Origin of the sequence: Streptomyces sp. NPDC048288, assembly GCF_043201555.1 — a bacterium.
GTDB lineage: Bacteria > Actinomycetota > Actinomycetes > Streptomycetales > Streptomycetaceae > Streptomyces.
In genome coordinates, this window is record NZ_JBICZD010000006.1 from 461,221 (window position 1) to 485,718 (window position 24,498).

Annotated in this window: 20 protein-coding genes; 7 read left to right on the top strand and 13 right to left on the bottom strand. The window is 73.1% G+C overall.

Annotated features, from left to right (window positions below; all coding sequences use genetic code 11):
• Positions 1-113: 113 nt before the first annotated feature.
• The 4 genes from ACGFZS_RS24085 to ACGFZS_RS24100 all read right to left on the bottom strand — a co-directional run bounded on the left by ACGFZS_RS24085 (position 114) and on the right by ACGFZS_RS24100 (position 5,592).
• A complete protein-coding gene (locus ACGFZS_RS24085) occupies positions 114-1,574 on the bottom strand; it encodes an NCS2 family permease (RefSeq protein WP_393796843.1) in 1,461 nt (486 codons plus the stop codon).
• Positions 1,575-1,730: 156 nt separating this feature from the next.
• Positions 1,731-4,127 (bottom strand): xanthine dehydrogenase family protein molybdopterin-binding subunit, encoded by a 2,397-nt coding sequence (locus ACGFZS_RS24090; protein WP_393796844.1) that lies wholly within the window; start codon positions 4,125-4,127, stop codon positions 1,731-1,733.
• Positions 4,128-4,132: 5 nt separating this feature from the next.
• The gene (locus ACGFZS_RS24095; RefSeq protein WP_365684404.1) at positions 4,133-4,702 is read right to left on the bottom strand and encodes a (2Fe-2S)-binding protein; all 570 of its coding nucleotides are present in this window, start codon (positions 4,700-4,702) and stop codon (positions 4,133-4,135) included.
• Positions 4,702-5,592, bottom strand: a complete 891-nt coding sequence (locus tag ACGFZS_RS24100) for an FAD binding domain-containing protein (protein WP_393796845.1) — start codon at positions 5,590-5,592, stop codon at positions 4,702-4,704. The genes ACGFZS_RS24095 and ACGFZS_RS24100 overlap by 1 nt, the downstream gene beginning before the upstream one ends.
• Before the next feature lie 373 nt (positions 5,593-5,965).
• Here ACGFZS_RS24100 and ACGFZS_RS24105 point away from each other — a divergent pair, with 373 nt between their 5' ends.
• Together ACGFZS_RS24105 and ACGFZS_RS24110 are read left to right on the top strand one after the other, a co-directional pair.
• A complete protein-coding gene (locus tag ACGFZS_RS24105) occupies positions 5,966-7,639 on the top strand; it encodes a PucR family transcriptional regulator (protein ID WP_393796846.1) in 1,674 nt (557 codons plus the stop codon).
• 168 nt (positions 7,640-7,807) lie between these two features.
• Positions 7,808-8,575, top strand: a complete 768-nt coding sequence (locus ACGFZS_RS24110; protein ID WP_393796847.1) for a hypothetical protein — start codon at positions 7,808-7,810, stop codon at positions 8,573-8,575.
• A 188-nt stretch (positions 8,576-8,763) separates the two neighbouring features.
• Here ACGFZS_RS24110 and ACGFZS_RS24115 read toward each other — a convergent pair whose 3' ends face one another.
• Entirely contained in the window at positions 8,764-9,531 is a 768-nt protein-coding gene (locus tag ACGFZS_RS24115) for a GntR family transcriptional regulator (protein ID WP_393796848.1), read from the bottom strand.
• A gap of 163 nt (positions 9,532-9,694) precedes the next feature.
• Here ACGFZS_RS24115 and ACGFZS_RS24120 point away from each other — a divergent pair, with 163 nt between their 5' ends.
• Both ACGFZS_RS24120 and ACGFZS_RS24125 read left to right on the top strand, forming a co-directional pair.
• Entirely contained in the window at positions 9,695-10,519 is an 825-nt protein-coding gene (locus ACGFZS_RS24120) for a (2Fe-2S)-binding protein (protein WP_393796849.1), read from the top strand.
• 328 nt (positions 10,520-10,847) lie between these two features.
• Positions 10,848-11,879 (top strand): DUF2637 domain-containing protein, encoded by a 1,032-nt coding sequence (locus ACGFZS_RS24125; RefSeq protein ID WP_393654149.1) that lies wholly within the window; start codon positions 10,848-10,850, stop codon positions 11,877-11,879.
• 82 nt (positions 11,880-11,961) lie between these two features.
• On the opposite strand, the gene ACGFZS_RS24130 is transcribed toward ACGFZS_RS24125, so the two are convergent.
• The 3 genes from ACGFZS_RS24130 to ACGFZS_RS24140 all read right to left on the bottom strand — a co-directional run bounded on the left by ACGFZS_RS24130 (position 11,962) and on the right by ACGFZS_RS24140 (position 13,913).
• Entirely contained in the window at positions 11,962-12,411 is a 450-nt protein-coding gene (locus ACGFZS_RS24130) for an ATP-binding protein (RefSeq protein WP_393796850.1), read from the bottom strand.
• 307 nt (positions 12,412-12,718) lie between these two features.
• Entirely contained in the window at positions 12,719-13,180 is a 462-nt protein-coding gene (locus ACGFZS_RS24135; protein WP_393796851.1) for a hypothetical protein, read from the bottom strand.
• A gap of 112 nt (positions 13,181-13,292) precedes the next feature.
• Complete coding sequence (locus ACGFZS_RS24140; protein WP_393796852.1) at positions 13,293-13,913, bottom strand: hypothetical protein; 621 nt, start codon at positions 13,911-13,913, stop codon at positions 13,293-13,295.
• A 177-nt stretch (positions 13,914-14,090) separates the two neighbouring features.
• Here ACGFZS_RS24140 and ACGFZS_RS24145 point away from each other — a divergent pair, with 177 nt between their 5' ends.
• Positions 14,091-15,434 (top strand): helix-turn-helix domain-containing protein, encoded by a 1,344-nt coding sequence (locus tag ACGFZS_RS24145; RefSeq protein WP_393796853.1) that lies wholly within the window; start codon positions 14,091-14,093, stop codon positions 15,432-15,434.
• Position 15,435: 1 nt separating this feature from the next.
• Here ACGFZS_RS24145 and ACGFZS_RS24150 read toward each other — a convergent pair whose 3' ends face one another.
• Both ACGFZS_RS24150 and ACGFZS_RS24155 read right to left on the bottom strand, forming a co-directional pair.
• On the bottom strand, positions 15,436-17,178 hold the full coding sequence (locus ACGFZS_RS24150; protein ID WP_393796854.1) for a pyruvate dehydrogenase: 1,743 nt from the start codon (positions 17,176-17,178) through the stop codon (positions 15,436-15,438).
• A 60-nt stretch (positions 17,179-17,238) separates the two neighbouring features.
• Positions 17,239-18,933, bottom strand: a complete 1,695-nt coding sequence (locus ACGFZS_RS24155) for a protein phosphatase 2C domain-containing protein (RefSeq protein WP_393796855.1) — start codon at positions 18,931-18,933, stop codon at positions 17,239-17,241.
• 582 nt (positions 18,934-19,515) lie between these two features.
• On the opposite strand from ACGFZS_RS24155, the gene ACGFZS_RS24160 reads away from it, so the two are divergent.
• Both ACGFZS_RS24160 and ACGFZS_RS24165 read left to right on the top strand, forming a co-directional pair.
• Entirely contained in the window at positions 19,516-20,496 is a 981-nt protein-coding gene (locus ACGFZS_RS24160; RefSeq protein ID WP_393796856.1) for a helix-turn-helix domain-containing protein, read from the top strand.
• Between the two features lie 21 nt (positions 20,497-20,517).
• The gene (locus tag ACGFZS_RS24165; protein ID WP_393796857.1) at positions 20,518-21,003 is read left to right on the top strand and encodes a DUF456 domain-containing protein; all 486 of its coding nucleotides are present in this window, start codon (positions 20,518-20,520) and stop codon (positions 21,001-21,003) included.
• Positions 21,004-21,024: 21 nt separating this feature from the next.
• On the opposite strand, the gene ACGFZS_RS24170 is transcribed toward ACGFZS_RS24165, so the two are convergent.
• The 3 genes from ACGFZS_RS24170 to ACGFZS_RS24180 all read right to left on the bottom strand — a co-directional run bounded on the left by ACGFZS_RS24170 (position 21,025) and on the right by ACGFZS_RS24180 (position 24,414).
• Positions 21,025-22,206: an SGNH/GDSL hydrolase family protein gene (locus ACGFZS_RS24170; protein WP_393797016.1), complete on the bottom strand. Its 1,182-nt coding sequence runs from the start codon at positions 22,204-22,206 to the stop codon at positions 21,025-21,027.
• 286 nt (positions 22,207-22,492) lie between these two features.
• The gene (locus ACGFZS_RS24175; RefSeq protein ID WP_393796858.1) at positions 22,493-22,987 is read right to left on the bottom strand and encodes a methylated-DNA--[protein]-cysteine S-methyltransferase; all 495 of its coding nucleotides are present in this window, start codon (positions 22,985-22,987) and stop codon (positions 22,493-22,495) included.
• Positions 22,987-24,414: a DNA-3-methyladenine glycosylase 2 family protein gene (locus ACGFZS_RS24180; protein ID WP_393797017.1), complete on the bottom strand. Its 1,428-nt coding sequence runs from the start codon at positions 24,412-24,414 to the stop codon at positions 22,987-22,989. Before ACGFZS_RS24180 ends, ACGFZS_RS24175 begins: the two co-directional genes overlap by 1 nt.
• Positions 24,415-24,498: the final 84 nt, after the last annotated feature.

The following is a 24,498-nucleotide window of genomic DNA, read 5'->3' on the forward strand; positions in this document are numbered from 1 at the left end:
CCTAAACGAGGTTGAGGGAAAGCGCCCCGCCAGGGGCGCGGGGAACTGCGCGACCAGCCACAACGGACCCGCAGCCGACCACCGGCCCCTTCACGGCCGAGCCAGCCGAGCGTCTAATGGACGCCCAGCCAGCTCTCAATGGGCTTGAGGGCGAAATAGACCAGGAAGATCACTGTCAGGCCCCACATAAATGCCCCGATCTCCCGAGCCCTGCCCTGAGCTGCCTTGATGGCGACGTAGGAGATGACACCGGCGGCCACACCCGTGGTGATCGTGTAGGTGAACGGCATCAGAACGACCGTCAGGAACACCGGGATGGCGGTGGCCCGGTCGGCCCAGTCCACGTGCCGCGCGTTCATCAGCATCATCGCGCCGATGACCACCAGGGCCGCGGAGGCGACCTCCTGCGGGACGATCGCGGTGAGCGGTGTGAAGAACAGGCAGGCCGCGAAGAAGAGGCCGGTGACCACCGAGGCGAGCCCGGTCCGGGCGCCCTCGCCGACACCGGTCGCCGACTCGATGAACACGGTCTGCCCGGAGCCGCCGGCGACCCCGCCGATCGCGCCGCCCGCGCCGTCGATGAACAGCGCCTTGGACAGGCCCGGCATCCGCCCCTTGTCGTCGGCCAGCCCGGCCTCGGTGCCGACGCCGATGATGGTGGCCATCGCGTCGAAGAACCCGGCGAGCACGAGGGTGAAGACGATCATCCCCACCGTCATCGCGCCGACCTTGCCCCAGCCGCCGAACTCGACGTGCCCGAAGAGCGAGAAGTCCGGCATGGAGACGGCGGAGCCGTGCAGTTCGGGGGCGGCGCCGCTGGCCCACTGCTTGGGGTCGATGACCCCGGCCGCGTTCAGGACCGCGGCCACCACCGTGCCGCTGATGATGCCGATCAGGATGGCGCCGGGCATGTTCCGGGCCTGGAGCATGAAGATCAGCAGCAGGGTGCCGGCGAAGAGCAGCACCGGCCAGCCGGCGAGTTCGCCCGCGGGGCCGAGGGTGACCGGGGTGGCCTTGCCCTGGTGCACGAAGCCGGACTTGTAGAAGCCGATGAGGGCGATGAACAGGCCGATGCCCATGGTGATGCCGTGCTTGAGGGCGAGCGGGATCGCGTTCATGATCATCTCGCGCAGGCCGGTGACGACCAGGAGCATGATGACCACGCCGTACAGCACGCACATGCCCATCGCCTGCGGCCAGGTCATCTGCGGGGCGACCTGCGAGGAGAGCACGCCGGAGACGGACAGGCCGGCGGCGAGCGCGAGCGGCACCTTGCCGACGAAACCCATCAGGAGGGTGGTGAAGGCCGCGGCGAACGCGGTCGCCGTGATGAGCGCCTTCTGGCCGAGCGTGTCGCCGGCCGCGTCCTTGCCGGACAGGATCAGGGGGTTGAGCAGGAGGATGTACGCCATCGCCATGAAGGTGGTGACGCCGCCGCGGACCTCCCGCGCGACGGAGGAGCCTCTCCCGGAGATGTGAAAGTAGCGGTCGAGCCAGGAGCGTCCGGCCGGGACGCGGGTGCCTTCTCCCGCGTCGTCGGCCGTGGTCCTGGGCTCCACTGATTGCTGGGTCATGGTGCCGTCTCCCAAGGTTCACAGGGGCACCCGTGCGTCGCCTTCCACGACGTACGGGATTTGGGATGTGCACGGCCCGGGGGACGGCCCAGGACGGACATTGGGGGCCCGGGGGATCAACTCCCCCGGGAAACACGCCGGTTCGACCCCGGGGGGTCAGGTGCCCGTGAGGTGCTCCGGGCGTACCGGCGTCCTGTTCAGCTCCAGGCCCGTCGCGTTGCGGATCGCCGCGAGGACCGCCGGAGTCGAGGACAGGGTCGGTGCCTCGCCGATGCCACGCAGCCCGTACGGGGCGTGGTCGTCGGCGAGTTCGAGGACGTCGACCGGGATGGTCGGCGTGTCGAGGATGGTCGGGATCAGGTAGTCGGTGAAGGAGGGGTTGCGGACCTTCGCCGTCTTGGGGTCGACGATGATCTCCTCCATCACCGCGACACCGAGGCCCTGCGTCGTACCGCCCTGGATCTGGCCGACGACGGAGAGCGGGTTGAGCGCCTTGCCGACGTCCTGGGCGCAGGCCAGTTCGATCACCTTGACCAGGCCCAGCTCGGTGTCGACCTCGACGACCGCGCGGTGCGCGGCGAAGCTGTACTGGACATGGCCGTTGCCCTGCCCGGTGTGCAGGTCGAAGGGGACGGTCGGCCGGTGCCGCCACTCCGCCTCGATCTCCACGGCCTCCTCGCCGAGGACGTCCACCAGGTCGGCGAGCACCTCGCCGCCGTCGGTGACGACCTTGCCGCCCTCCAGGAGGAGTTCGGCGGTGGCCCAGGCCGGGTGGTACGTACCGAACTTGCGGCGGCCGAGGTCGAGGACCTTCGCGCGGACCAGCTCGCAGGAGTTCTTCACGGCGCCGCCGGTGACATAGGTCTGCCGGGAGGCCGAGGTCGAACCGGCCGAGCCCACCTCGGTGTTGGCGGGGTGGATGGTCACCTGGGCGACGCCCAGCTCGGTCCGGGCGATCTGCGCGTGGACGGTGACCCCGCCCTGCCCGACCTCCGCCATCGCGGTGTGCACGGTGGCCACCGGCTCGCCGCCGACCACCTCCATCCGCACCCGCGCGGTGGAGTAGTCGTCGAAGCCCTCGGAGAAGCCGACGTTCTTGATGCCGACCGCGTAGCCGATGCCGCGTACGACGCCTTCGCCGTGGGTGGTGTTGGACAGACCGCCGGGCAGCTGCCGTACGTCCGCCTCCTCGCCGGCCGAGAGCCACTGCTGCTCCGGCGGCAGGGGCATCGCGGTGACCCGGCGCAGGAGTTCGGCGACCGGGGCCGGGGAGTCGACCGGCTGGCCGGTCGGCATGAGCGTGCCCTGTTCCATGGCGTTCAGCTTCCTGAACTCCACCGGGTCCATGCCGAGTTGCTTGGCGACCTTGTCCATCTGCGCCTCGTAGGCGAAGCACGCCTGGACCGCGCCGAAGCCGCGCATGGCGCCGCAGGGCGGGTTGTTGGTGTAGAGGGCGATGGCCTCGATCTCGACGTCGTCGACGACGTAGGGCCCGATGCCGAGCGAGGAGGCGTTGCCGACGACGGCCGGGGAGGCGGAGGCGTAGGCGCCGCCGTCGAGCACGATCCGGCACTTGACGTGCGTCAACTTGCCTTCGCTCGTGGCGCCGTGCTCGTAGTAGAGGCGGGCCGGGTGGCGGTGGACGTGGCCGAAGAAGGACTCGAAGCGGTTGTAGACGATCTTCACCGGTTTGCCGGTGCGCAGGGCCAGCAGGCAGGCGTGGATCTGCATGGACAGGTCCTCGCGGCCGCCGAACGCGCCGCCGACGCCGGACAGCGTCATCCGCACCTTGTCCTCGGGCAGGCCGAGGACGGGCGCGATCTGGCGCAGGTCGGAGTGGAGCCACTGGGTGGCGATGTAGAGGTGGACGCCGCCGTCCTCCTCGGGCACCGCGAGGCCGGACTCGGGGCCGAGGAAGGCCTGGTCCTGCATGCCGAAGTAGTACTCGCCCTTGACGATGACGTCGGCCCGCTTCGCCGCCTCGTCGGCGTCACCGCGGACGATCGGCTGGCGGTGCACGATGTTGGGGTGCGGGACATGACCGATGTGGTGGTCGTCGCGGTTCTCGTGGACGTGGATCGCGTCCGGGGCGGTGGCGGAGGCCTCGTCGGTGATGACGGGCAGCTCGCGGTACTCGACCTTGATCTTCGCGGCCGCTCGGCGGGCGGTCTCCGGGTGGTCGGCGGCGACGATCGCGACCGGCTCGCCGTGGTGGCGTACCTTGCCGTGCGCGAGGACCGGGGTGTCCTGGATCTCCAGGCCGTAGTTCTTCACCTCGGTGGGCAGGTCGTCGTAGGTCATGACGGCGTAGACGCCGGGCTGGGCGAGTGCCTCGCCGGTGTCGATCGAGACGATCTCGGCGTGCGCGACCGTGGAGCGCAGGATCTGGCCCCAGAGCATGTCCTCGTGCCACATGTCGGACGAGTACGCGAACTCGCCGGTGACCTTGAGGGTGCCGTCCGGGCGGAGCGTGGACTCGCCGATGCCGCCCCGGGTCTGGGAGCCCTGGGTGACCTTGGTCGGAGTGCCGAGGGGGGCGCCGTTGGTGGGCATCCGGGTCAGACCGCCTCTCCCTGCCGGGCGGCCGCGAGGCGGACCGCGTCCATGATCTTCTCGTAGCCGGTGCAGCGGCACAGGTTGCCCGAGAGCGCCTCGCGGATGTCCGCGTCGCTCGGGTTGGGGTTGTGCTCCAGCATCTCGTCGGCGGCGACCAGCAGACCGGGCGTGCAGAAGCCGCACTGGACGGCGCCGGCGTCGATGAACGCCTGCTGGACCGGGGAGAGTTCGGTCCCCTCGCCGGTCTGGGAGTCCTGGCCCTTGGCGGCCCAGCGCTGGGCCTGGTCGAGCGAGGTCCCGCAGGCGGTGCCGCGGTCACGCTGCCTGGCGTAGTCCGCGAGCCCCTCGACGGTGACGACCTCCCGGCCCTCCACCTGCCCGGCCGCGACCAGGCACGAGCACACCGGCACCCCGTCCAGGCGGACCGTGCAGGACCCGCACTCCCCCTGCTCGCAGGCGTTCTTCGACCCGGGAAGGCCGAGCCGCTCGCGCAGCACGTACAGCAGGCTCTCGCCCTCCCAGACGTCGTCGGCTTCCTGCGGACGTCCGTTGACGGTGAAGTTGACGCGCATCAGGCGACACTCCCCTTCTGAAAAGTAGTGCCGCGGTACGACTCCCAGGTCCAGGTGAGCGTGCGGCGGGCCATGACCGCGACCGCGTGGCGGCGGTAGCTCGCGGTGCCCCGGACGTCGTCGATCGGGTTGCAGGAGGCGGCGCACAGGTCCGCGAACTGCTTGGCGACCGACGGGGTGATGATCTTGCCGTTGTCCCAGAAGCCGCCCTCGTCGAGCGCCGCGTTCAGGAAGTCCTCGGCGGTCTTCGCCCGTACGGGTGTCGGGGCGGCCGAGCCGATCCCCGTCCGCACGGTCCGCGTCTCGGGGTGCAGGGCGAGCCCGAAGGCGCATACGGCGATCACCATCGCGTTGCGCGTACCGACCTTGGAGTACTGCTGGGGCCCGTCGGCCTTCTTCACGTGGACCGCGCGGATCAGCTCGTCGGGCGCGAGGGCGTTGCGCTTGACGCCGGTGTAGAACGCGTCGATCGGGATCAGCCGCGAGCCGCGCACCGACTCGGCCTCGACCTCGGCCCCCGCCGCGAGCAGCGCGGGGTGGGCGTCGCCGGCCGGGGAGGCGGTGCCGAGGTTGCCGCCGACGCCGCCGCGGTTGCGGATCTGCGGGGAGGCGACCGTGTGCGAGGCGAGGGCGAGGCCCGGCAGCTCGGTGCGGAGGTGCTCCATGATCCGGGTGTACGGCACCGAGGCGCCGAGCCGTACGCTCTCCTCGCCGGTCTCCCATTCGTAGAGATCGCCGATGCGGTTGAGGTCGAGGAGGTACTCGGGCCGGCGGTGGTCGAAGTTGATCTCGACCATCACATCGGTGCCACCCGCGATCGGCACTGCGGTGGGGTGCTCGGCCTTCGCGGCGAGCGCCTCCTCCCAGCTGGCGGGGCGAAGGAAGTCCATGACCGGCTCTCTTCTCCGTCTCGTGAGTCTCGTGAGTCGTGCGGATTGAGCCAATCCGTGTGCGGCGGGCCCGGCTCGTTCATGTCCTGTTAACGCGGAATGAGGCCAGTACACCGCCCCGTACTCCAGCGGGGTCAGTCACCGAAACCATGAAGGAGTTGGCTGGCCAGCACGGGCATCTTGTAGATTCGTATGAACGGAGGTCATCAGTAACCTCTTGGTTTTCCTGTGGAAACGCTGGAAACGCCCTGGCGACCGCCGGTCGCGGTCCCGCAGCTCTCGGTCACGGCCCGCGGAGGCGCCCGCCGGGTGCCTTCCCCGTGACCCTTCAAGATTCATCGTAGATTTCGAGACACAGAACGGCGGCGACGAGATGCGGCTGCGCGCACTGCTGGACACCGACGCGCTGGGCCTGCGGCTGCTCGGCGGCGAGGACGAGCTGGACCGCACCGTACGCGGGGTGATGACCACCGACCTGCGGGACCCCAGCCGCTACCTCTCGGGCGGCGAGCTGGTCCTGACGGGCCTGGCCTGGCGCCGGGACGCCGCGGACTCCGAGCCGTTCGTACGGCTGCTCGTGCAGGCCGGGGTGGTCGCGCTGGCGGCCGGCGAGGCCGAGCTGGGCGACGTCCCGGACGACCTGGTGGCGGCCTGCGCCCGGCACCGGCTCCCGCTCTTCGCGGTCCATGAGTCGGTGGCCTTCGCGACGATCACCGAGCATGTCGTACGGCAGGTCAGCGGCGAGCGCGCCGGGGACCTCGCGGCCGTCGTGGACCGGCACCGCCGGATGATGACCTCGGGCCCGGCGGGCGGCGGCCCGGACGTGGTCCTGGACCTGCTGGGCTCGGACCTCGACCTGCGCGCCTGGGTGCTGTCCCCGACCGGCCGGCTGATCGCGGGCTCCAAGGTGGCGGGCCCCGCGCTGCCCGCCGGCACCTGCGCCGGACTGGCCGCCGAGCACCTGGCCGCCACCCGCACCGGCCGCCGCGGCCCGCACCGCGTGCTGCTCGACGGGACCACGTACTCCCTGTTCCCGATCGGGTCCAGCGGGCGCTCTGCGCAGGGTGCCCGGGACGTCCGGGAGACGGTCCTGTCGGACTGGCTGCTGGCCGTCGAGGCGGACGCGGGCGACTGGCCCGAGGAACGGCTCGACCTGCTCCAGGGCGTCACCCAGCTGATCTCCGTGGAACGCGACCGGCGCGACGCGGCCCGCACGGTACGGCGCCGGCTGGCCCAGGAGGTCCTCGAACTGGTCCAGACGGGCGCGGCACCGGCCGAGATCGCCGCCCGGCTGCGGGTGGCCGCCCCCGTGCTGCTGCCCGGCCTCGGCGCGGCCCCGCACTGGCAGGTGGTCGTCGCCCGCGTGGAGTGGGACGGCGGGGAGGTCGAGGGCGGTCCGGTCGCCCAGTCCCTGCTGGAGGAGATCCTGGTCGACCCGCTGGCGACCGGCCCCGAGCCGTCCGACCGGATAGCGGTGGCCCACACCGGCGACGAGGCGATCGCCCTCGTCCCGCTGCCCGCCGTCGCCGCCGAGCACGACGGCTCCGAGTCCGGCATCCACGCCGACGCCCTCCTGGAGGCGGTCCGGGACCCGCTGACGGCGGGCCTGAACGACGACGGCCGGGTCACCCTCGGGGTCAGCGCGGCCGTGCACTCGGCGGAGGGGCTGCGCGGCGCGCTGGAGGAGTCCCGGCACGCCCGCCGGGTGGCCGCCGCCCGCCCCGGCCGGGTCTGCGCGGCCGGCCACCAGGAACTGGCCTCCCACGTCCTGCTCCTGCCGTTCGTCCCCGACGACGTCCGCCGCGCCTTCACCGCCCGGCTCCTCGACCCCCTCCGGGACTACGACCGCCGGCACCGCGCCGAACTGATCCCCACCCTGGAGGCGTTCCTCGACTGCGACGGCTCCTGGACCCGCTGCGCCACCCGTCTCCACCTGCACGTCAACACGCTGCGCTATCGCGTGGGCAGGATCGAGCAGTTGACGGGCCGGGACCTGTCCCGGCTGGAGGACAAACTCGATTTCTTCTTGGCGTTGCGGATGAGCTGAGGTCACGCGGGCGGTCGGGCGGCTCGCGCCAAGTGCCGCCACTGTCCCACGACTTTGTGAAATTATTCACCCACCCTCTTGGCCCCGCGCGGCGATCGGTGCTGGAATGCGGCCACCACTTCACTGCTCGACGGCGCGCTAGGGGAGGGCAACGTGGCGTATTCCGCCATGTCTGGGAACGGAACGAACGCCGGTGACGATCCGCTCCAGACCGCGGTATGGCGGCTGCGCTCGCGGGCCTGCTGGGTCGACGCGGCGGCACTGCTGCCGCCGGACACGCCGGCCTTCTCCCTGCAGCGGGCGGGGCTGATGGTCGAGCGGTGCCTGTACACCGAGGGGGGCTGGGAGGACGCCGAGGACGCGTTGCGGACGGCGGAGGCGGTGGCCCGGACCGACGAGGAACGGGGCGCGGCGGCCTGCGAACGCGGCCAACTCGCCTACGCGGCCACGCTGCACGGCGTCCGCGACCGGGCCGACGAGGCGCGGGCCGCGCTCGGCAGGGCGGCGGCGCTGATCCCTCCGGGGGCGCACGGGCGGGCGCTGCTCGACTTCCGCCGGGGCCTGCTGGCGGAGAACCTGACTCGCTCCCCCCAGGCGGCCCGCGCCGCCTACCGCCGGGCCCACGCGGCGGCCACCGCCCACGCCGACCCGCTGCTGCTCTCCTTCACCTGGCGCCACCTGGCCGGACTCGCCCTGCGCGACGGCGAGTTGAGCGAGGCCCGGCACGGCTTCGCCGAGTCCCTGCGGATCAGGGAGGAACTGGGCTACCTGGTGGGCACGGCCCCGGCCCTCGCCTCCCTCGCCGACGCGGAGTCCGAACCGGAGGCCTCCCGGCTCCGCGAGGAGGCCGGCCGCCTCTTCCGCCTCCTCGGCGGCGTCCCGACCTGGCTGGCACGACAGCTGACGCCGCCCGCACCTGGAGCGGCTACGGCGTGACGGCGGGGGCGGGGGTTCGCAAGCCCGCAGCTAGCTAACCGGCGTGACTGCAGCGCCCCGACAGGGGCGCTGGGGGTCCCCCCGGCCGAAGGCTGGGGGAGGAACTGCGCGACCAGCCCCCACCGGCCCGCACCCGGCACCCGATCCACACCCCCTACGGCGGGCCCCCGCGCAAACCCCGCCCCCGGTCAGCTCACGTCGGCGAAATGCCCCGCCACCAGCGTCCGCACAGCATCCAGCTCCCCCGCGATCAACGCCTCCAGCAGCGCCGCGTGCTCGGCCGCGTCCGACATCAGCTCGGCCCGCGCCCCACGCAACGGCAGAGCCCGCCGGTGCAGGTCCTCCGCGATCTGCACCAGCTGCTCGTTGCCCGCGAGGCCCAGCACCGCCCGGTGGAACGCCCGGTCGGCCTCCGCGTACGTCGCCCGGCACCCCGTCGCCGCCACCCGGACCGATTCCTCGGCCAGCGGCCGCAACGCGGCCCACCGCTCGGCCGGCACGCTGCGCGCGAGCCGCATCATCACCGGCACCTCGATCAGCGCCCGCACCTCGGCGAGTTCGGCGAGCTCCCGCGCCCCCCGCCGCACGACCCGGAAGCCGCGGTTGGGCACGACCTCGACCGCGCCCTCCAGGGCCAGCTGCTGCATCGCCTCGCGCACGGGCGTCGCGGAGACCCCGAACCGCTCCCCCAGCGCGGGGCCCGAATACACCTCGCCGGGCGCCAGCTCACCGCTGGCCAGCGCGGTACGCAGCGCGTCCAGGATCTGACCGCGCACGGACGCCCGCTGCACGGCGGGGCGCGGCTGCGGGATCGGCCGCTCACTGTGCGTGTGCTCGCCCCGCGCGGCCGGCGCGTCGGCGGTGTACCCGGCGGACTCCCGGGCCGTCTCACCGGAGCGGGTCTGCGCCGGCACCCGGGCCGCCTCGGCGGGAGCCCGGTGCGCGTCCTGCTTCACGGGTCCTCCTCCGGGTCGTCGGCACTTGGGTCATTAACGGCGGGTTGTTACTTGTCCGTCAAGCACCTTAGGCGCACAAGGCGCTGGTTCAAATTTCCGAACGACTGGGTAAGGTAAGGCTTACTTATCTGGCAGTCGGTCCGCACCCGATCGGTGGTAGCCCATGACCTCCCCCGTCTCCGCCGCCTACGCGCGCCTCACCGAGGTCTGCCCGGACCTGGTGATCACGGAGCTGGGGCCCGGCGAGGCGGCACCGCGGGGCGGCGGCTGGATCGGCGCCGCCGAGCTCGCCGCGGGCGGCCCCGGGCTGGACGCCTTTCTCTCCTGGGACGAGGACCAGATCCGGCAGGACCACGGCCGGCCCGCCCGCCCCGACGTGGTCGCCACCTTCGGCCTGCACCGCTACAGCTGGGCCGCCTGCCTGCTGATCACCCTCCCCTGGTTCCTGGACCGCCGGGTCCCCCGCCTCCCCGCGACCGGGGTGTCGTACGACCGCACGGCGGGCCTGATGGCCGTGCGCGTCGCCTCCTTCGCCTGCCTCCCGGGCGACCCGGCCGCGGCGCTGCCCGGCGCGGTGGTCGTGGCCGGCGAGGAGGCGCTGCGGGCCGAGGTGCGGGCGGCCGTCGCCGAGCACCTGGAACCGGTCCTCGGGGGCTTCGGGCCGCGGATGCGGCGGCGCGGTCGCGCGCTGTGGGGCATGGCGACGGACGAGATCGTCGAGGGGCTCTGGTACATCGCCGGACTGCTCGGGGACGAGCCACGGGCCGTACGCGAACTCGAACAGCTGCTCCCGGGCGCCACCAAGCCGTACGTCGGCTCGGCCGCCTTCCGGGTGCTGACCGGGCCGGCCGGCGAGCCGCTGCCGACCCGGGACCGGGCGAGCTGCTGCATGTACTACACGCTGCGCCCCGAGGACACCTGCGTCACCTGCCCCCGCACCTGCGACGACGAGCGGATCGCCAAACTGGCGGCGGCCACCGCGGCCTGAGGTTCTCTCAGGCCGTCGTACGGACCCACCCCCGGGCCGGAGCACCGCCCGGCATCCACTAGGATCGCCGGTGACAAGATCGCTCCTGCGTCGACAGTGAATTCACAACTTCCTCACTTGTCGCAGGAACTTTCCGAGGAACCACCCGTATGGGTAGTCTTACTCGAACTCAACTCCCGCCCCTCAAGCGGCAGTTCGAGCAGAATGCCGCCCTGGGGCATCCCCTTGCACTTCCTTGGCGGCCTCTTGCCCCGAAACCCCCTGAGGGCCAGTGGGATTGGGCCACTATGGCGGGCGATACGCCCTATCCCAATGCAAGGGACCCCAGATGAGACTGACCGACATATCGCTGAACTGGCTGCTACCCGGCGCCGTACTGCTCCTGGGCATGCTGGTCGCGGTGGCGGTGCTGGCGCGCTCCAAGCGGTCCGGCGGGGAGCACGCGAAGGACGACTCGTGGGAGCGTAGCGAGGAGCGGCGTCGGCGCAAGGAGGCCATATACGGCACCGTCTCCTACGCGCTCCTGTTCGCCTCCGCGTCGGTCGCGGCGGCCCTCTCGTTCCGCGGACTGGTCGGCTTCGGACAGGAGAACCTCGGCCTCTCCGACGGCTGGGAGTACCTCGTGCCGTTCGGCCTGGACGGCGCGGCGATGTTCTCCTCCGTCCTCGCGGTGCGCGAGGCGAGCCACGGTGACGCGGCCCTCGGCTCCCGCATACTCGTGTGGACGTTCGCCGGCGCCGCGGCCTGGTTCAACTGGGTGCACGCGCCCAGGGGCGTCGACCACGCGGGCGCTCCGCAGTTCTTCGCCGGCATGTCGCTGTCCGCGGCCGTCCTCTTCGACCGCGCGCTGAAGCAGACCCGCAAGGCCGCGCTGCGCGAGCAGGGCCTGGTGCCGCGTCCGCTGCCGCAGATCCGTATCGTCCGCTGGCTGCGCGCCCCCCGCGAGACCTACAAGGCCTGGTCGCTGATGCTCCTCGAGGGCGTGCGCAGCCTGGACGAGGCGGTCGACGAGGTGCGCGAGGACAAGCGGCAGAAGGAGGCGAACCGGCTGCGCCGCCGCGAGCACGACCGCCTGGAGCGGGCCCAGCTCAAGGCGATAAGCCGGGGCCACCGCGGCTTCGTCGGACGCGGCCGGCAGGACGAGGTGCACCAGGTGGAGCGCGCCTCCCAGCCCACTGCGGAGCCTGCCATAGCAGCGCCGGAGCAGCTGCCCGTACGCCAGCGGCCCTCCCTGCAGCCCGTCCGCAAAGGGTCTGACCCGATCACCGTCGACCTGACCGCGGAGGACGACACAATGGCGCTCCCGCGGCTCGACTCGCTGGAGCGCAAGCTCAAGGACCTTGAGCAGCAGTTCGGCTGATCACCGGCTGCCGTACGACACCTCGGGACGGGGGCGTGACCTTCAGGGTCACGCCCCCGTCCCGTTGGGTACGAGGCGGCGGCTAGGCCGCTTCCGCGTCCAGTTCGAACCACACCGACTTGCCGACCTCGTGCGCCTGCACACCCCACGCGTCCGCGAGGGAGTTGACCAGGACCAGGCCCCGGCCATGGGTGCCGTCACCGGTGTCCGGGGCGCACACGCGTGGCCTGCGGGCGGTGAAGTCCCGTACCTCCACGCGTAGTTGGCTCGGCTCCACGACGGCCGTCAGGACGGCCTCGCGGTCGGTGTGGACGAGCGCGTTGGTGACGAGTTCGCTGGTGAGCAGTTCCGCTATCTCGGAGCGGCCCGGATTACCCCAGTGCCGCAGCAGTTCCCGCAGTTCCCTGCGCGCCTCGGGCACCGCCCGCAGGTCCGACCGTCCCAGCCGGCGCCTGAACTGCGATGGATGTTCCCGTTCCGTCGTGTCGGCTTCTTCCCCCGCTGTCTTCGCCGAGGAGGCCCCGATGGCCACGGGACCGCCCCCTCGTGCCTGACTGTTCATGACCCCCGCCTGCACGCTGTTGCCGGTTCCCCTCCTGATCGAACACGTTCACGGGGATCCATGCCCGCTCGGGCACGGGCCAGTCATGTCACGTCGATGACGCCGGGGTGTTCGGCCATGTCCCGGAACGGCCCCTGCCGGTACGCCGCCGCCCGGACCGTCCCGTACGCGCCAACGGTGCCACGGACCAGGCGTGAATCAGCCCCTCGCACAACCCCCCGAGCTGATTCACGCGGTCCATGACACCGGCGAAGCTGGCCGAAAGCCGACCTTCCGGCTACTGACCGCGGAGGCCCGTGGTGCCGATGTGAGTGATCTTGTGGGTACGGCGGTCCACGTCGACGACCAGCTTCGTGGTGGTGTCGCGGCTCCAGGTGAGGGTGATGACGGCCTCGGTGTGGTGTGCCGTGCCGTTGTCGGTCACCTTCCACTTGAGCGGGGTGTTCTGGGCCCGCAGCACCCCGTCGGCGTGCTCGCGGTCCTCCCAGGCCGCCAGCTTCTTCAGGTAGGCCGGGTCGATGTAGTGGGCGCGCAGCGCGGTGGGCAGGTCGCCGCTGCCGTCCGGGTCGGTCTCCGCGTCGATGTAGGCGCCGTAGAAGTCCGCGATGCGGGTGATGTTGTCGGCCGGGCTCCCGCTCACGCTGTGCGAGGCGCCGGCCGAGGCCTGGGCGGTGGCGCCGAGCCCGAGGGCCACGGCGAGGACGCCGGCGGTGAGGGCGGCGCGGGTCTTGCTGCTCATGTCTGTTCCCCGTTTTCTGTGTCTTGGTGTCTTGGTGTCTTGGTGTCCTGCGTCTGGGGCCGCCCTCCCCTCCCCCGAGGGAGAGGGCGGCCCCGGTCCTGGTGACCGTGCGTCAGTGGAGCTTGTTCACGGCCGTGGTGGTGGTCTTCTCGAAGGCCTTCACGGGCGCGTCCACGAAGCCGCCGAGCTGCCCCCAGTCCACGACGGTGACGGTGCGTCCCTCCCGGCCGATGGAGATCAGCCGGATGTCACTGGCTCCCCAGGCGGTCACGGTGCGCAGGGCGTAGACATGGGCGCCGTCCCCGACCGGGAGGGTGCCGTGGTCCTGGAACGTGGCCCGGATCTGCGGGTCCGCCATCTCGATCCGGTCCGCGCAGGACACGATGTCCTCGTCGAGCTTCGCGAACCGGCCCTTCGCCAGGCGGACGCTGGGCAGTTCGGCGCTGACCTGACGGGCACTCGTGTCGAGGTCGGTCCGGAACTTCCGGTACCAGGAGTCCTGGCCGCCGCCGAGCCCGACGCCGACGCAGATGTCCTGCTTGACCTCCGCCGGTATGCCGGCGGTGACCTTGCCGGCCGTCCAGGACGTGCCGGGGCGGGGCGGAAGGTCGGCCGCGGCGAGGAAGCCGGGTGCCTTCGGGGCGGCGGCCGCCGGTGCGGCGAGCGCGGTGCCGACGGCCAGTGCGGCGCCGGCGAGTGCGGTGAGCGCGGCTGCTCGGGTGCGCTTGGGCATGGGTGATCCCCCGTGAATCGGTGCATGGGTGTGGGATGCCGCCGACGGCTCCGGATGGTCGGTCCGGGCCTGGTCGGTGCGGCACCAGAAGCATCGGCGGTCACCCGCGGCCACCGCAACGGCCCCCGCCCGTTCCGCCGCCCTGGAACCATCCCAGCCCCGCTGACGTGCAGGTATATGAGTGCCTGGGATACGGACGACCGGGGGAGGGTGCCCGTGCGCGACGACGTCGAGGAGTTCGCGGCGCTGCTGCGGCAGTTGAAGGACCGTACGGACCGGAGCTACGGCTCCCTGGCCCGCCGCCTGAACATGAACACCTCCACCCTGCACCGCTACTGCGCGGGCGAGGCGGTGCCGCAGGACTTCGCTCCGGTGGAGCGCCTGGCGGCGTTCTGCGGGGCGACGCCCCAGGAACGGCTCGAACTCCACGAACGCTGGCTGCGGGCGGTGGCGGCCCGGCAACGACCGCGTACACCCTTCGCGGATCCGGAGTCGGATCCGGATCCGAAGTCGGAATCGGAATCGGAATCGGGGACCCCCGAACCGGCGGCGGAAGCCGGAGAACAACCGCTGCCGATTCCGCCCGCCGCCCCGCGCCCCTGGTACTGCCGTCGCCGCACGGTCGCCGCCTCGGCCGTGGCCACCGTCCTGCTGGTGACGCTCGGCAGCCTGTCCGCCCTCTCGGACGACCGGCGCCCCGACGACACCGCGGCCCGGCGCTCCGGCACCTCCCCCACGACCGCCGCAGGCGACGCCCGGCGCCACGACCCCTCGCCCACCGGCCCGGCGCCGAGCCCGACCTCGTCCACCCCTTCGCCCACGCCTTCCCCGGACGGCGCGAAGACCCCCACCCCCTCCGGCCGGAGCACGACCACCGCCCCGGCCCCGACCGGCGTCCCCCTCGCCTGGACGGCCGACTCCCAGATCTGGGAAGGGGGCTGCGGCCACGACTACGTCATCGACAAGCAGCCGGCCCAGGTACCGCCCCCGCCCGTCCCGCAGGACGCCGGCACCTGGGCGGCCACCCAGAACGCGGTGCACGGCGGCAACACGATCGTGGAAATCTCCGTGCAGGGCCGTTCGACCACCGCCGTCGTCCTGGAGGACCTGCGGGTGCGGGTCGTCGGCCGTACCGCGCCCGCGCCCGGGATCGCCTACTCCACGACCGACGGCTGCGGCGGCGGGCTCACCCCGCGCTACTTCGACGTGAACCTGGACAAGGACCGTCCGATCGCCCGCCCGGTGGCCGGCCAGGGCCCGGACGGCGGCACCGTCTCGACCATGCGCCTGCCCTACCGGGTATCGTCCACGGACCCGGAGGTCCTGCGCGTCAAGGCGAACACCGTCGGCTGCGACTGCCGTTGGTACCTCGAACTCGACTGGTCGTCCCAGGGCCGCTCCGGCACGGTCCGCGTCGACGACCACGGGCAGCCCTTCCGCACCAGCTCCATCAAGGGACTCCCCCACTACTGGTACGGCTTCGTCGACGGCGCCCGCCAGTGGGTACCGCTCACCGGCTGAGCTACGGGCGGGGCACGTTGCGGAGGTTGGAGCGGGCCATCTGGAGCATGCGGCCGACGCCCCCGTCGAGGACCATCTTGGAGGCGGACAGGGCGAAGCCGGTCACCATCTCGGCCTTGATCTTCGGGGGGATGGAGAGCGCGTTGGGGTCGGTGACCACGTCGACCAGGGCCGGTCCGTTGTGCTGGAAGGCGTCCTTGAGCGCGCCGGCGAGCTGCTTCGGTTTCTCGACCCGCACCCCGTAGGCACCGCAGGCCCGGGCGACGGCCGCGAAGTCGGGGTTGGTGTTGGCGGTGCCGTACGCGGGGAGTCCCGCGACCAGCATCTCCAGCTCGACCATGCTGAGCGCCGAGTTGTTGAACAGGACGACCTTCACCGGCAGGTCGTACTGGACCAGCGTCAGGAAGTCGCCCATCAGCATGGCGAACCCGCCGTCGCCGGACATCGACACGACCTGCCGCCGCCGGTCGGTGAACTGAGCGCCGATCGCCATCGGCAGCGCGTTGGCCATCGAGCCGTGCGAGAAGGAACCGATCACCCGGCGGCGGCCGTTGGGCGAGAGGTAGCGGGCCGCCCAGACGTTGCACATCCCGGTGTCGACGGTGAACACCGCGTCGTCGGCGGCGAGTTCGTCGAGGACGGAGGCCACGTACTCGGGATGGATCGGGACGTGCTTCTCCACCTTGCGGGTGTACGCCCTCACCACCCCCTCCAGCGCGTCCGCGTGCCTCTTGAGCATCCGGTCGAGGAACCGCCGGTTCTCCTTGGCCCGCACGCGCGGCACCAGACAGCGCAGCGTCTCGCGCACGTCGCCCCACACCGCCAGGTCGAGCCGGGAGCGGCGGCCCAGCACCTCGGGGCGGACGTCGACCTGGACGATCTGCACGTCGTCGGGGAGGAAGGCGTTGTACGGGAAGTCGGTGCCGAGCAGGATCAGCAGGTCGCACTCGTGGGTGGCCTCGTAGGCGGCGCCGTAGCCGAGCAGTCCGCTCATGCCGACGTCGTACGGGTTGTCGTACTGGATCCACTCCTTGCCGCGCAGCGCGTGGCCCACCGGCGACTTGATCCGCTCCGCCAGTTCCATGACCTCCGCGTGCGCGCCCGCCGTGCCGCTGCCGCAGAACAGGGTCACCTTGTCCGCCTCGTCGATCATCGCGACCAGCCTGTCCAGCTCCTCGTCGCCGGGGCGGACGGTGGGCCGGGAGGTGACGACGGCGGCCGAGGCGGTCTGCTCCGGGGCGGGCTGGTCGGCGATGTCACCCGGCAGGGAGACGACGCTCACCCCGCTGCGGCCGACCGCGTGCTGGATGGCGGTCTGCAGGAGCCGGGGCATCTGCTGCGGGTTGGAGATCAGCTCGCTGTAGTGGCTGCACTCCTGGAAGAGCCGGTCGGGGTGGGTCTCCTGGAGGTAGCCCAGGCCGATCTCGCCGGAGGGGATGTGGGAGGCGAGGGCGAGCACCGGGGCCATGGAGCGGTGGGCGTCGTAGAGGCCGTTGATGAGGTGCAGGTTGCCCGGGCCGCAGGAGCCGGCGCAGGCCGCCAGTCTGCCGGTGATCTGCGCCTCGGCGCCGGCCGCGAAGGCGGCGGTCTCCTCGTGGCGGACGTGGATCCAGTCGATGGCGGAGTTGCGGCGGACGGCGTCGACGACCGGGTTGAGGCTGTCGCCGACGACCCCGTAGAGGCGGCGCACACCGGCGCGGACGAGGATGTCGACGAACTGCTCGGCGACGTTCTGCTTGGCCATGGCGGACGGGTGCCCCTTCCCTGTGCGTGGATACCTCCCATCCACGCACAGGGACCGCCGTCACGCCTCCCAGACGGCCGCCGCCGTACGGTCGTCCGCGTAGCCCTTGACCCGCACCTGGGCGTCCGCGAGGAACGCGGCGAGGCCGGGCGGGGTACGGCCGGACCAGCGCCGGGACAGATAGGCGCAGAGGGCGGGCTCGCCGCGCAGCGGGTCGGCGAGGCCCCCGGTGCACATCACCAGGGCGTCACCCGGGCGGGCTACCGAGGCCCGGAAGAGGAAGGGGTCGCGGGGCGGTTGGGGGGCCGGTTCGTACGGGCTCGGCGGGGTCGGGATGCCGAGGTCCATGGTGAGCCGGTCGCCCTCGGGGGTCTCGGCGGGCAGCGAGCCGAAGCCGACCACGGCCTCCCCTGCGGAGTCGCTGTCGACGCGCGGTTCGATGTCCTGCCACTGGCCGTCCCGGAGCCGGAACAGCCCGCCCGCGCCGGTGCCGAAGAAGACGCGGGTACGGCACTGGGGGTGGGCGGGGAGGAGGAGGCAGCGCAGGCTGGCCGCGTACTCGTCGGAGGCGACGCCCTGTTCGGCGGCGCTGGCGCGGAGCTTGCCGAGGCTGCGGTCGGTGAGCCGGTGCAGCCCGGACTTGAGGTCGCCGCGCCGGGCGGCCTGGATGTCCTCGGTGAGCCGCTGGTGGCTGCGGCCCACGGCCCGGGCGATCCAGGCGCAGACCTCGGCGGCGGCCCGGTGCGCGCCCGGGGTGGCCCGGGCGCCGGTGGCCATCGCGACCAGCACCAGCGCCTGGTCACCGGTCCCGAACCGGGCCGTGAGCAGCGCGTCCCGGCGCGGCTCGCCCCGGTAGCGGGCGGAGTCCCCGCGCTGGGAGACCGCCCGCAGGGTGCAGGAGCCGTACCGGGCACCGTCCAGCACGGTGTCGGCGACCAGGTCGTCGAGCCCGTCGGGGTCGGCGGCGGGCAGGGCGGTGGGCTCGGCGTCATAGGTGGGCGGACCGGAACCCACGTACTCCACGGAGGAGGCGGCCGGCGCGGGCAGCAGGGCAGCCGACGGCGAGTAGGACGCCGGCGAGTCCGGGACCGGTACGGGCGGCGTGGGGTACGGCGGGGGCGAGTCCGGGGCCGACGGGGCGGCCGCCGGGGCGGAGTACGCGGCCGGGGCGGGCGGCGTGAGGTACGGCGAGGGCGAGTCCGGGGCCGACGGGGTGGCCGGGACGGAGTACGCGGCCGGGGCGGAGTACGGCGGGGGCGGGTCCAGGGCCGGGGCGGGTGGCGCGGAGTGCGCGGCCGGGGCGGTGGGCGGCGTGGGGTACGGCGGGGGCGGGTCCGGGGCCGGGGCGAGTGGCGCGGAGTGCAGGGGGAGGGTGGTCAGGTCGAGTCGGGTCGCGGGGTGGGCGTCCGCCGGGACGTCGTCGTCCGTCTCCAGCGGTTCCTGGTCGTCCTCGTCCCAGGGCCAGGACTTGGGGTCGGCGCCGGCGTCCTCGGCCTCTACGGGCGCCCCGGTGACGGCGGTGGGCGCGCGCTGGGCCGGCACCGTCGGGGATGGCCCTGGCGGTGGCGACGGCGGTTCGTCCTCGGGTTCCACGACGACGCCCCGCCGTCCCCCCACCGTGTTCTTCGCCGAGACGAAGCGGTCGTCCACGGAATCGGGCGCGGTCGTGGGGCCGGTGTCCTCGGTGGAGTCGTCGTACAACTGCCCCCACCAGTCGTCCTCGTGACGGGCGGGCCTACCCCCTGGCTGACTCATGCCCCTAATTGTCCACCGCACGGGCCGGATGAAAACGGGGCATCCGGAAAATCCCGCACCCGACCCGGTCTCGAACGGCGTGTCGAGGGACATCTTGAACACCCGTACGAGGAAAGGGAGTCGAGGACACGCGGGGGGCTCGGGAGACACGGGGGACGCACGGCACCGATGACACGTGTGAGTCGCCGGGTGGTCCCACCCCCCACGGGAGAACCACCCGGCGACGCCCGGAGTGACCCGGCCCCAGATCCCCTACGCGTGCGCGCGTCATGGGCCCGGGTCACCGTTCGGACGGCCGGACGCGACGGCGTCGGCCGGAAGGCCAGATTGTGACGGGTGTTCCTTGCGACCAGCTGTGAATCACGGGTCCGGACCCCGTGGATCACGGATCCCGATCCCATGCATCACCCCCGCGGATCCGAGGCGGCACAGGTTCGCGGTCCGGATCCGCCGCGGGGCTGCCGCGGTGACGTGATCTTGGCAGAGTGACCGGCGGTACGGGGATGATGTGCCCCGGCGGGTTTGCGCCGTGGCCGGTTCCCGCCAGGGCGCCGCGCCCGGCTTCGAGGAGGGAAGCGGTCGATGCTGACAGCGCTCGGTCTGGACGAGTGGGACGAGTCGGCGTACCGCGCGCTGGTGTCCGTGGGCGCCGCCGACGTACCCGGTCTGGCCCAGCGGCTGACGCTGGCCGAGCCGGACACCGAGCGGGCGCTGCGCCGGCTGGAGCGGCACGGGCTGGCGGCCCAGTCCTCGGGCCGGCCGGGCCGCTGGGTGGCGGCACCGCCCGGGGTCGCGCTGGGCGCGCTGCTCACCCAGCAGCGGCACGAGCTGGAGAAGGCGGAGCTGGCGGCGGCGCTGCTGGCCGAGGAGTACCGGGCGACGGCCGCCGAGCCGGCGGTGCACGACCTGGTGGAGGTGGTGACCGGCGCCCCGGCCGTCGCCCAGCGGTTCCTGCAGCTCCAGCTGGGCGCCTCGGACGAGGTGCGCGCGCTGGTCACCGGCAATCCGGCGGTGGTCTCCGGGACGGAGAACGACGCGGAGGAACAGGCCGCGGACCGGGGGGTGCGGTACCGGGTGGTGGTGGAGCGGTCGGTGCTCGATCTGCCGCACGGGATCACGGAGTTGACGGCCGCGCTGGGCCGGGACGAGCAGGTGCGGGTGGTGGACCGGGTCCCGACCAGGCTGGTGGTGGCCGACCGCGCCCTGGCCCTGGTCCCGCTCACCTCGCACCGCTCCGAGCCCGCCGCGCTGGTGGTGCACGCCAGCGGCCTGCTGGAACTCCTCTGCGAACTGTTCGAGTCGGTGTGGCGTACGGCGCTGCCACTGCGCCTCGGCGCGTCCGGGGTGGCCGAGGAGCCGGCGGACGGCCCCGACGCCACCGATCTGGAGGTGCTGTCGCTCCTGCTGGCCGGGATGACCGACGCGAGCGTCGCCAAACAGCTCGATCTGGGCCTGCGGACCGTGCAGCGCCGGGTGAAGCGGCTGATGGGACTGGCCGGGGTGACGACCCGGCTGCAGCTGGGCTGGCACGCGTACGAGCGGGGCTGGGTGGCCCGGGACTGACGTACGCGGCACTCTGGGCAGATGGGAGCAGGGGAACTCCTGCTGGTCGGCCTGGTGCTGGTGCTCGGCCTGTGCGGAGTGCTGGTGCCCGGGGCGCCGGGTTCGTGGCTGGTGTGGGCCGCCGTGCTGTGGTGGGCGCTGTACGACCCGCGCCCGGTGGCCTGGGCGGTCCTGGTCGGGGCGACCGGGGTGCTGCTGGCCTCGCTCGTGGTGCGCTGGGCGCTGCCCCCGCGCCGGCTGCGGGCGAGCGGTGCCACACCCCGGATGGCCTTGTACGCCGGGACCGGCGCCGTCCTCGGCTTCGTGCTGCTCCCCGTGCTGGGCGCGATCCCCGGTTTCATGGCCGGGATCTACCTGCACGAACGGCTCCGCCTGGGCCGCCGTACCGAGGCGCTGGCCGCGCTGCGCGCCACCATGGCGGCGGGCGGCTCCAGCGTGCTGGCCGAACTGTTCGCCTGCCTGCTGATCGCGGCGGGCTGGCTGGCGGCGGTGATCTGGGGCGGCTGACCCGCCCCTTCGCCCGTTCTCTCAGAGCAGTTCGTCGAGCGGGACGGCGGCGGCCAGGGCGCGCATGCCGGCGTCGTTGAAGTGCAGGTGGTCGCCGGGGTCGTAGGCGGGCCGGATGCGTCCCGGCTGCTCCGGGTCGCGGACCACGGCGTCGAAGTCGACGACCGCGTCGAAGACGTGTCCGGTGCGGATCAGCGCGTTGACCTGCTGCCGTACGGCCTCCCGGGCCTCGGTGTAGCCGCTGTACCCGGCGTACGGCGTGAGCGTCCCGCCGACGACCCGGATCCCCCGCGCGTGGGCGCGCGCCACGACGGTCCGGTAGGCCCGCACGAAGTCCCAGGGGTCGGTGGCCTCGGGGGTGCCCTTGATGTCGTTGATGCCTTCGAGGAGGACCAGTGTCCGGACGCCCGCCCGGCCGAGAGCGTCCGCGTCCAGCCGGTGCAGCGCGCTCGGCCCCCCGGTGCTGTCGCTCAGCAGCCGGTTGCCGGAGATCCCGGCGTTGAGGACGCCCATCCGCAGGGGGCGCAGCCGGTCGGCGAGCCGGTCGGGCCAGCGGTGGTTGGTGCCGATGCTGGAGCCGTTGCCGTCGGTGAGGGAGTCGCCGAAGGCGACCACACTGCCGAGGGGCACGTGGTCCACGTCGACGCCGGAGACGTAGTACCAGTTGCCGGTGGTCCGGGTGAAGGCGTCCCCGCTCTCGTCGGCGGCCCGCCCGGCGCCCGCCTCGGCGAGGTAGCTCGTCTGCAGCGCGACGCGGTGATAGGTGGCCGGTCCGGAGTCGCCCGGGGTCTCGACGGTGACGAGCAGGTCGGCGGCGGCCGGGGCGGCGAGCGGCACGGGGTCGCTGACCAGGTCCTGTCCGACGGGGACGACGGCGGTGCCGGAGCCGTCGAAGGTGGCGAGGCGCATCGACCCGGGTACCGCGTCCGCGCCGGTGCCCTGCCGGAGGGCGACGGTGACCGCGCCGAGCCGGAGCGGCGCGCTGCCGAGCCGGTTGCTGATCCGGACCCGTACGGCGCTGCCCCCGACGCTCAGATGCACGACGTTGCGGAACGCGGCGCCGGGGACCTGGCGGACGGTACCGGAGGGCGCGGCCTCCCAGCTCCCGGCCCACGGCGAGGGCGCGGGGTCGGCACCGGCCCGCCCCGTCGCCCCCATCACCAGCAGCAACGCCGCGCCGACGACCCGCCCGACCTTGACCATCCGCACGCCCGCCCTTCCGAAGGCCCACTGGAGGGGAAGGTGACATACGGAGGGTGGGAGGAGCGGCAACTTGACCGGGGGGACACTCGGGTGGCGCAGCGCGGTGGGGGGCGGCCGGAGGGGGGTGGTGGCGGTGGTGGGGCGGCTGCAGGTGGGTGGGGGCTGGTCGCGCAGTTCCCCGCGCCCCTTACGGGGCGCTGTCCAGCCGCTTCTTCTCAGCCACGGTCAGCCGCGGGCGGCACCCGGCAAGCGCCGGTGAGCGACACCCCCCGGCCCCAGCCACCGCCTACGCCACCGCTCCCTCCAGCGTCAGCAGCCACACCTTCCGTTCAAGTCCCCCCGCGTACCCGGTCATCGAACCGTCCGCGCCGATGACCCGATGGCAGGGCCGCACGATCAGCAGCGGGTTGGCGCCGATCGCCCCGCCCACCGCACGGACAGCCATCCTGGACGCCCCGATCTCCGCGGCGATCTCCCCGTACGTGGTGGTCGCCCCGTAGGGGATGCCGTCGAGCGCACCCCACACCCGCTCCCGGAACTCGGTGCCGTGTGCGCTCAACTCCAGGTCGAACTCCTTCAGTTCACCGGCGAAGTAGGCGGCGAGCTGTTCCTCGGCGGCCCGGAAGGGGCCGGTGTCGGCGGGCCGGCCGGGCGCCACGGTCCGGCCGCCCTTCTGCCCGGGGACGGAGAGGGAGGTCAGCGCCCCCTCGGCGTCGGCGGTCAGCAGCAACTCGCCGACGGGGGAGGCGATCCGCGTCCAGTAGGTGAAAGTGACGTCCATCAGTTCCTCGACTCTTCCTCTGCGTCTGCCTCTTCCTCTGCCTCTTCCCCTGCCACGAGCAGGTGCCGGACGGCGTACGACCGCCACGGCCGCCACTCGTCCGGTACGTCCGGGCCGGGCGGGGCGACGTCGGGGTCGCCGAGCGCGCGGACGCGGATGACGGCGACGATCTCGGGGTCCAGCCCCGGCAGGGCCCCCAGGGCGGCCTCCGCCTCGTCCCGGTCGGCGCCCGGGTCCAGCCGTAGGGTGCCGTCCGCGAGCGCGGCGGTGAGCGCCCCGAGCGCGCCGCCGGGCTCCGCCTCGGCGAGCACGGCGGGCTCGGGGAAGAGATGGGTGAGGCTCCCGGAGGGCGCGTCCGGCGTCTTGCCGTAGCGCCGGACCAGCCGCTCGGCGGTGGCGGTGCCGACCAGGGCCCGTACGGCCGCCTCCGCCGGATCCGCGGCGCCGGGCGACCGCAGTCCCGGCCGGGCGGCGACCAGCGGGGCGAGCCGGGGATCGTCGGCGAGGCGCTCGTCGATGGCGTACGGGTCGGAGTCGAGGTCGAAGAGCCGGCGCAGCCGCTGGACGGCGGTGGTCAGATCGCGTGGGTCGGTGAGCCGGAGCCGGGCGTCGAGCCAGCCGCCGGGATGCGCGCCGCCGCCCGTGCCGGTCGTACCGGCCCGTTCCTCGACGGCGACGACGGCGTGGCCGTACGGCAGGCGCAGGGTACGGCGGTAGGTGCGTGCGCCGGGGGTGCCGGTGACCTCCTCCACGCCGGACACGGCCTCGCGTTCCAGCAGGTCGAAGACGGGACCCGCCTGGTACGGGCCGCGGTGGGCGAGCCGCAGCGGGATGCCGGCGGCCGGTGAGCCCCGGCGGGCGCCCCGGCCGCCGGGTGCCGCCTCGCGCAGTGTGCTCGGGGTCGTGGCGTAGACGGCGCGGATCGTGTCGTTGAACTGGCGGACGCTGGCGAATCCGCTCGCGAAGGCGATCTCCGTGACCGGCAGTGCGGTGGTCTGCAGCAGCACGCGTGCGGTGTGGGCGCGCTGCGCCCGGGCGAGGGCGACGGGTCCCGCGCCGAGTTCGGCGGTGAGCTGGCGCTGCACCTGGCGGGCGCTGTAGCCGAGCCGGTCGGCGAGGCCGCCGACGCCCTCCCGGTCCACCACACCGTCGCCGATCAGCCGCACGGCCCGGCCGACGACATCGGCGCGGACGTTCCACTCGGCGGAGCCGGGCACCGCGTCGGGACGGCACCGCCGGCAGGCCCGGAACCCGGAGCCCTGCGCGGCGGCGGCCGTCGGGAAGAAGCGGACGTTGCGGCGCTTCGGCGTGACCGCCGGGCAACTCGGACGGCAGTAGATCCCGGTCGTCTCGACAGCGAAGAAGAACGCGCCGTCGAAACGGCCGTCCCGGCTGCGGACCGCCTCGTACCTGGTGTCTTCGTCCATCACGCCTTCAAGTGTGGGCGAAGGCGGCGGACCGGGCTGGCGGAAATCGGACGGGGCGCTGGCAGCGCCCCGCCGCACTCACCC

Excerpts from the sequence above, each read along its gene's own strand:
- ACGFZS_RS24085 (WP_393796843.1), bottom strand. The coding sequence starts at position 1,574 with ATGACCCAGCAATCAGTGGAGCCCAGGACCACGGCCGACGACGCGGGA.
- ACGFZS_RS24090 (WP_393796844.1), bottom strand. The coding sequence starts at position 4,127 with ATGCCCACCAACGGCGCCCCCCTCGGCACTCCGACCAAGGTCACCCAG.
- ACGFZS_RS24095 (WP_365684404.1), bottom strand. The coding sequence starts at position 4,702 with ATGCGCGTCAACTTCACCGTCAACGGACGTCCGCAGGAAGCCGACGAC.
- ACGFZS_RS24100 (WP_393796845.1), bottom strand. The coding sequence starts at position 5,592 with ATGGACTTCCTTCGCCCCGCCAGCTGGGAGGAGGCGCTCGCCGCGAAG.
- ACGFZS_RS24105 (WP_393796846.1), top strand. The coding sequence starts at position 5,966 with ATGCGGCTGCGCGCACTGCTGGACACCGACGCGCTGGGCCTGCGGCTG.
- ACGFZS_RS24110 (WP_393796847.1), top strand. The coding sequence starts at position 7,808 with ATGTCTGGGAACGGAACGAACGCCGGTGACGATCCGCTCCAGACCGCG.
- ACGFZS_RS24120 (WP_393796849.1), top strand. The coding sequence starts at position 9,695 with ATGACCTCCCCCGTCTCCGCCGCCTACGCGCGCCTCACCGAGGTCTGC.
- ACGFZS_RS24125 (WP_393654149.1), top strand. The coding sequence starts at position 10,848 with ATGAGACTGACCGACATATCGCTGAACTGGCTGCTACCCGGCGCCGTA.
- ACGFZS_RS24135 (WP_393796851.1), bottom strand. The coding sequence starts at position 13,180 with ATGAGCAGCAAGACCCGCGCCGCCCTCACCGCCGGCGTCCTCGCCGTG.
- ACGFZS_RS24140 (WP_393796852.1), bottom strand. The coding sequence starts at position 13,913 with ATGCCCAAGCGCACCCGAGCAGCCGCGCTCACCGCACTCGCCGGCGCC.
- ACGFZS_RS24145 (WP_393796853.1), top strand. The coding sequence starts at position 14,091 with ATGAGTGCCTGGGATACGGACGACCGGGGGAGGGTGCCCGTGCGCGAC.
- ACGFZS_RS24150 (WP_393796854.1), bottom strand. The coding sequence starts at position 17,178 with ATGGCCAAGCAGAACGTCGCCGAGCAGTTCGTCGACATCCTCGTCCGC.
- ACGFZS_RS24155 (WP_393796855.1), bottom strand. The coding sequence starts at position 18,933 with ATGAGTCAGCCAGGGGGTAGGCCCGCCCGTCACGAGGACGACTGGTGG.
- ACGFZS_RS24160 (WP_393796856.1), top strand. The coding sequence starts at position 19,516 with ATGCTGACAGCGCTCGGTCTGGACGAGTGGGACGAGTCGGCGTACCGC.
- ACGFZS_RS24165 (WP_393796857.1), top strand. The coding sequence starts at position 20,518 with ATGGGAGCAGGGGAACTCCTGCTGGTCGGCCTGGTGCTGGTGCTCGGC.
- ACGFZS_RS24170 (WP_393797016.1), bottom strand. The coding sequence starts at position 22,206 with ATGGTCAAGGTCGGGCGGGTCGTCGGCGCGGCGTTGCTGCTGGTGATG.
- ACGFZS_RS24175 (WP_393796858.1), bottom strand. The coding sequence starts at position 22,987 with ATGGACGTCACTTTCACCTACTGGACGCGGATCGCCTCCCCCGTCGGC.
- ACGFZS_RS24180 (WP_393797017.1), bottom strand. The coding sequence starts at position 24,414 with ATGGACGAAGACACCAGGTACGAGGCGGTCCGCAGCCGGGACGGCCGT.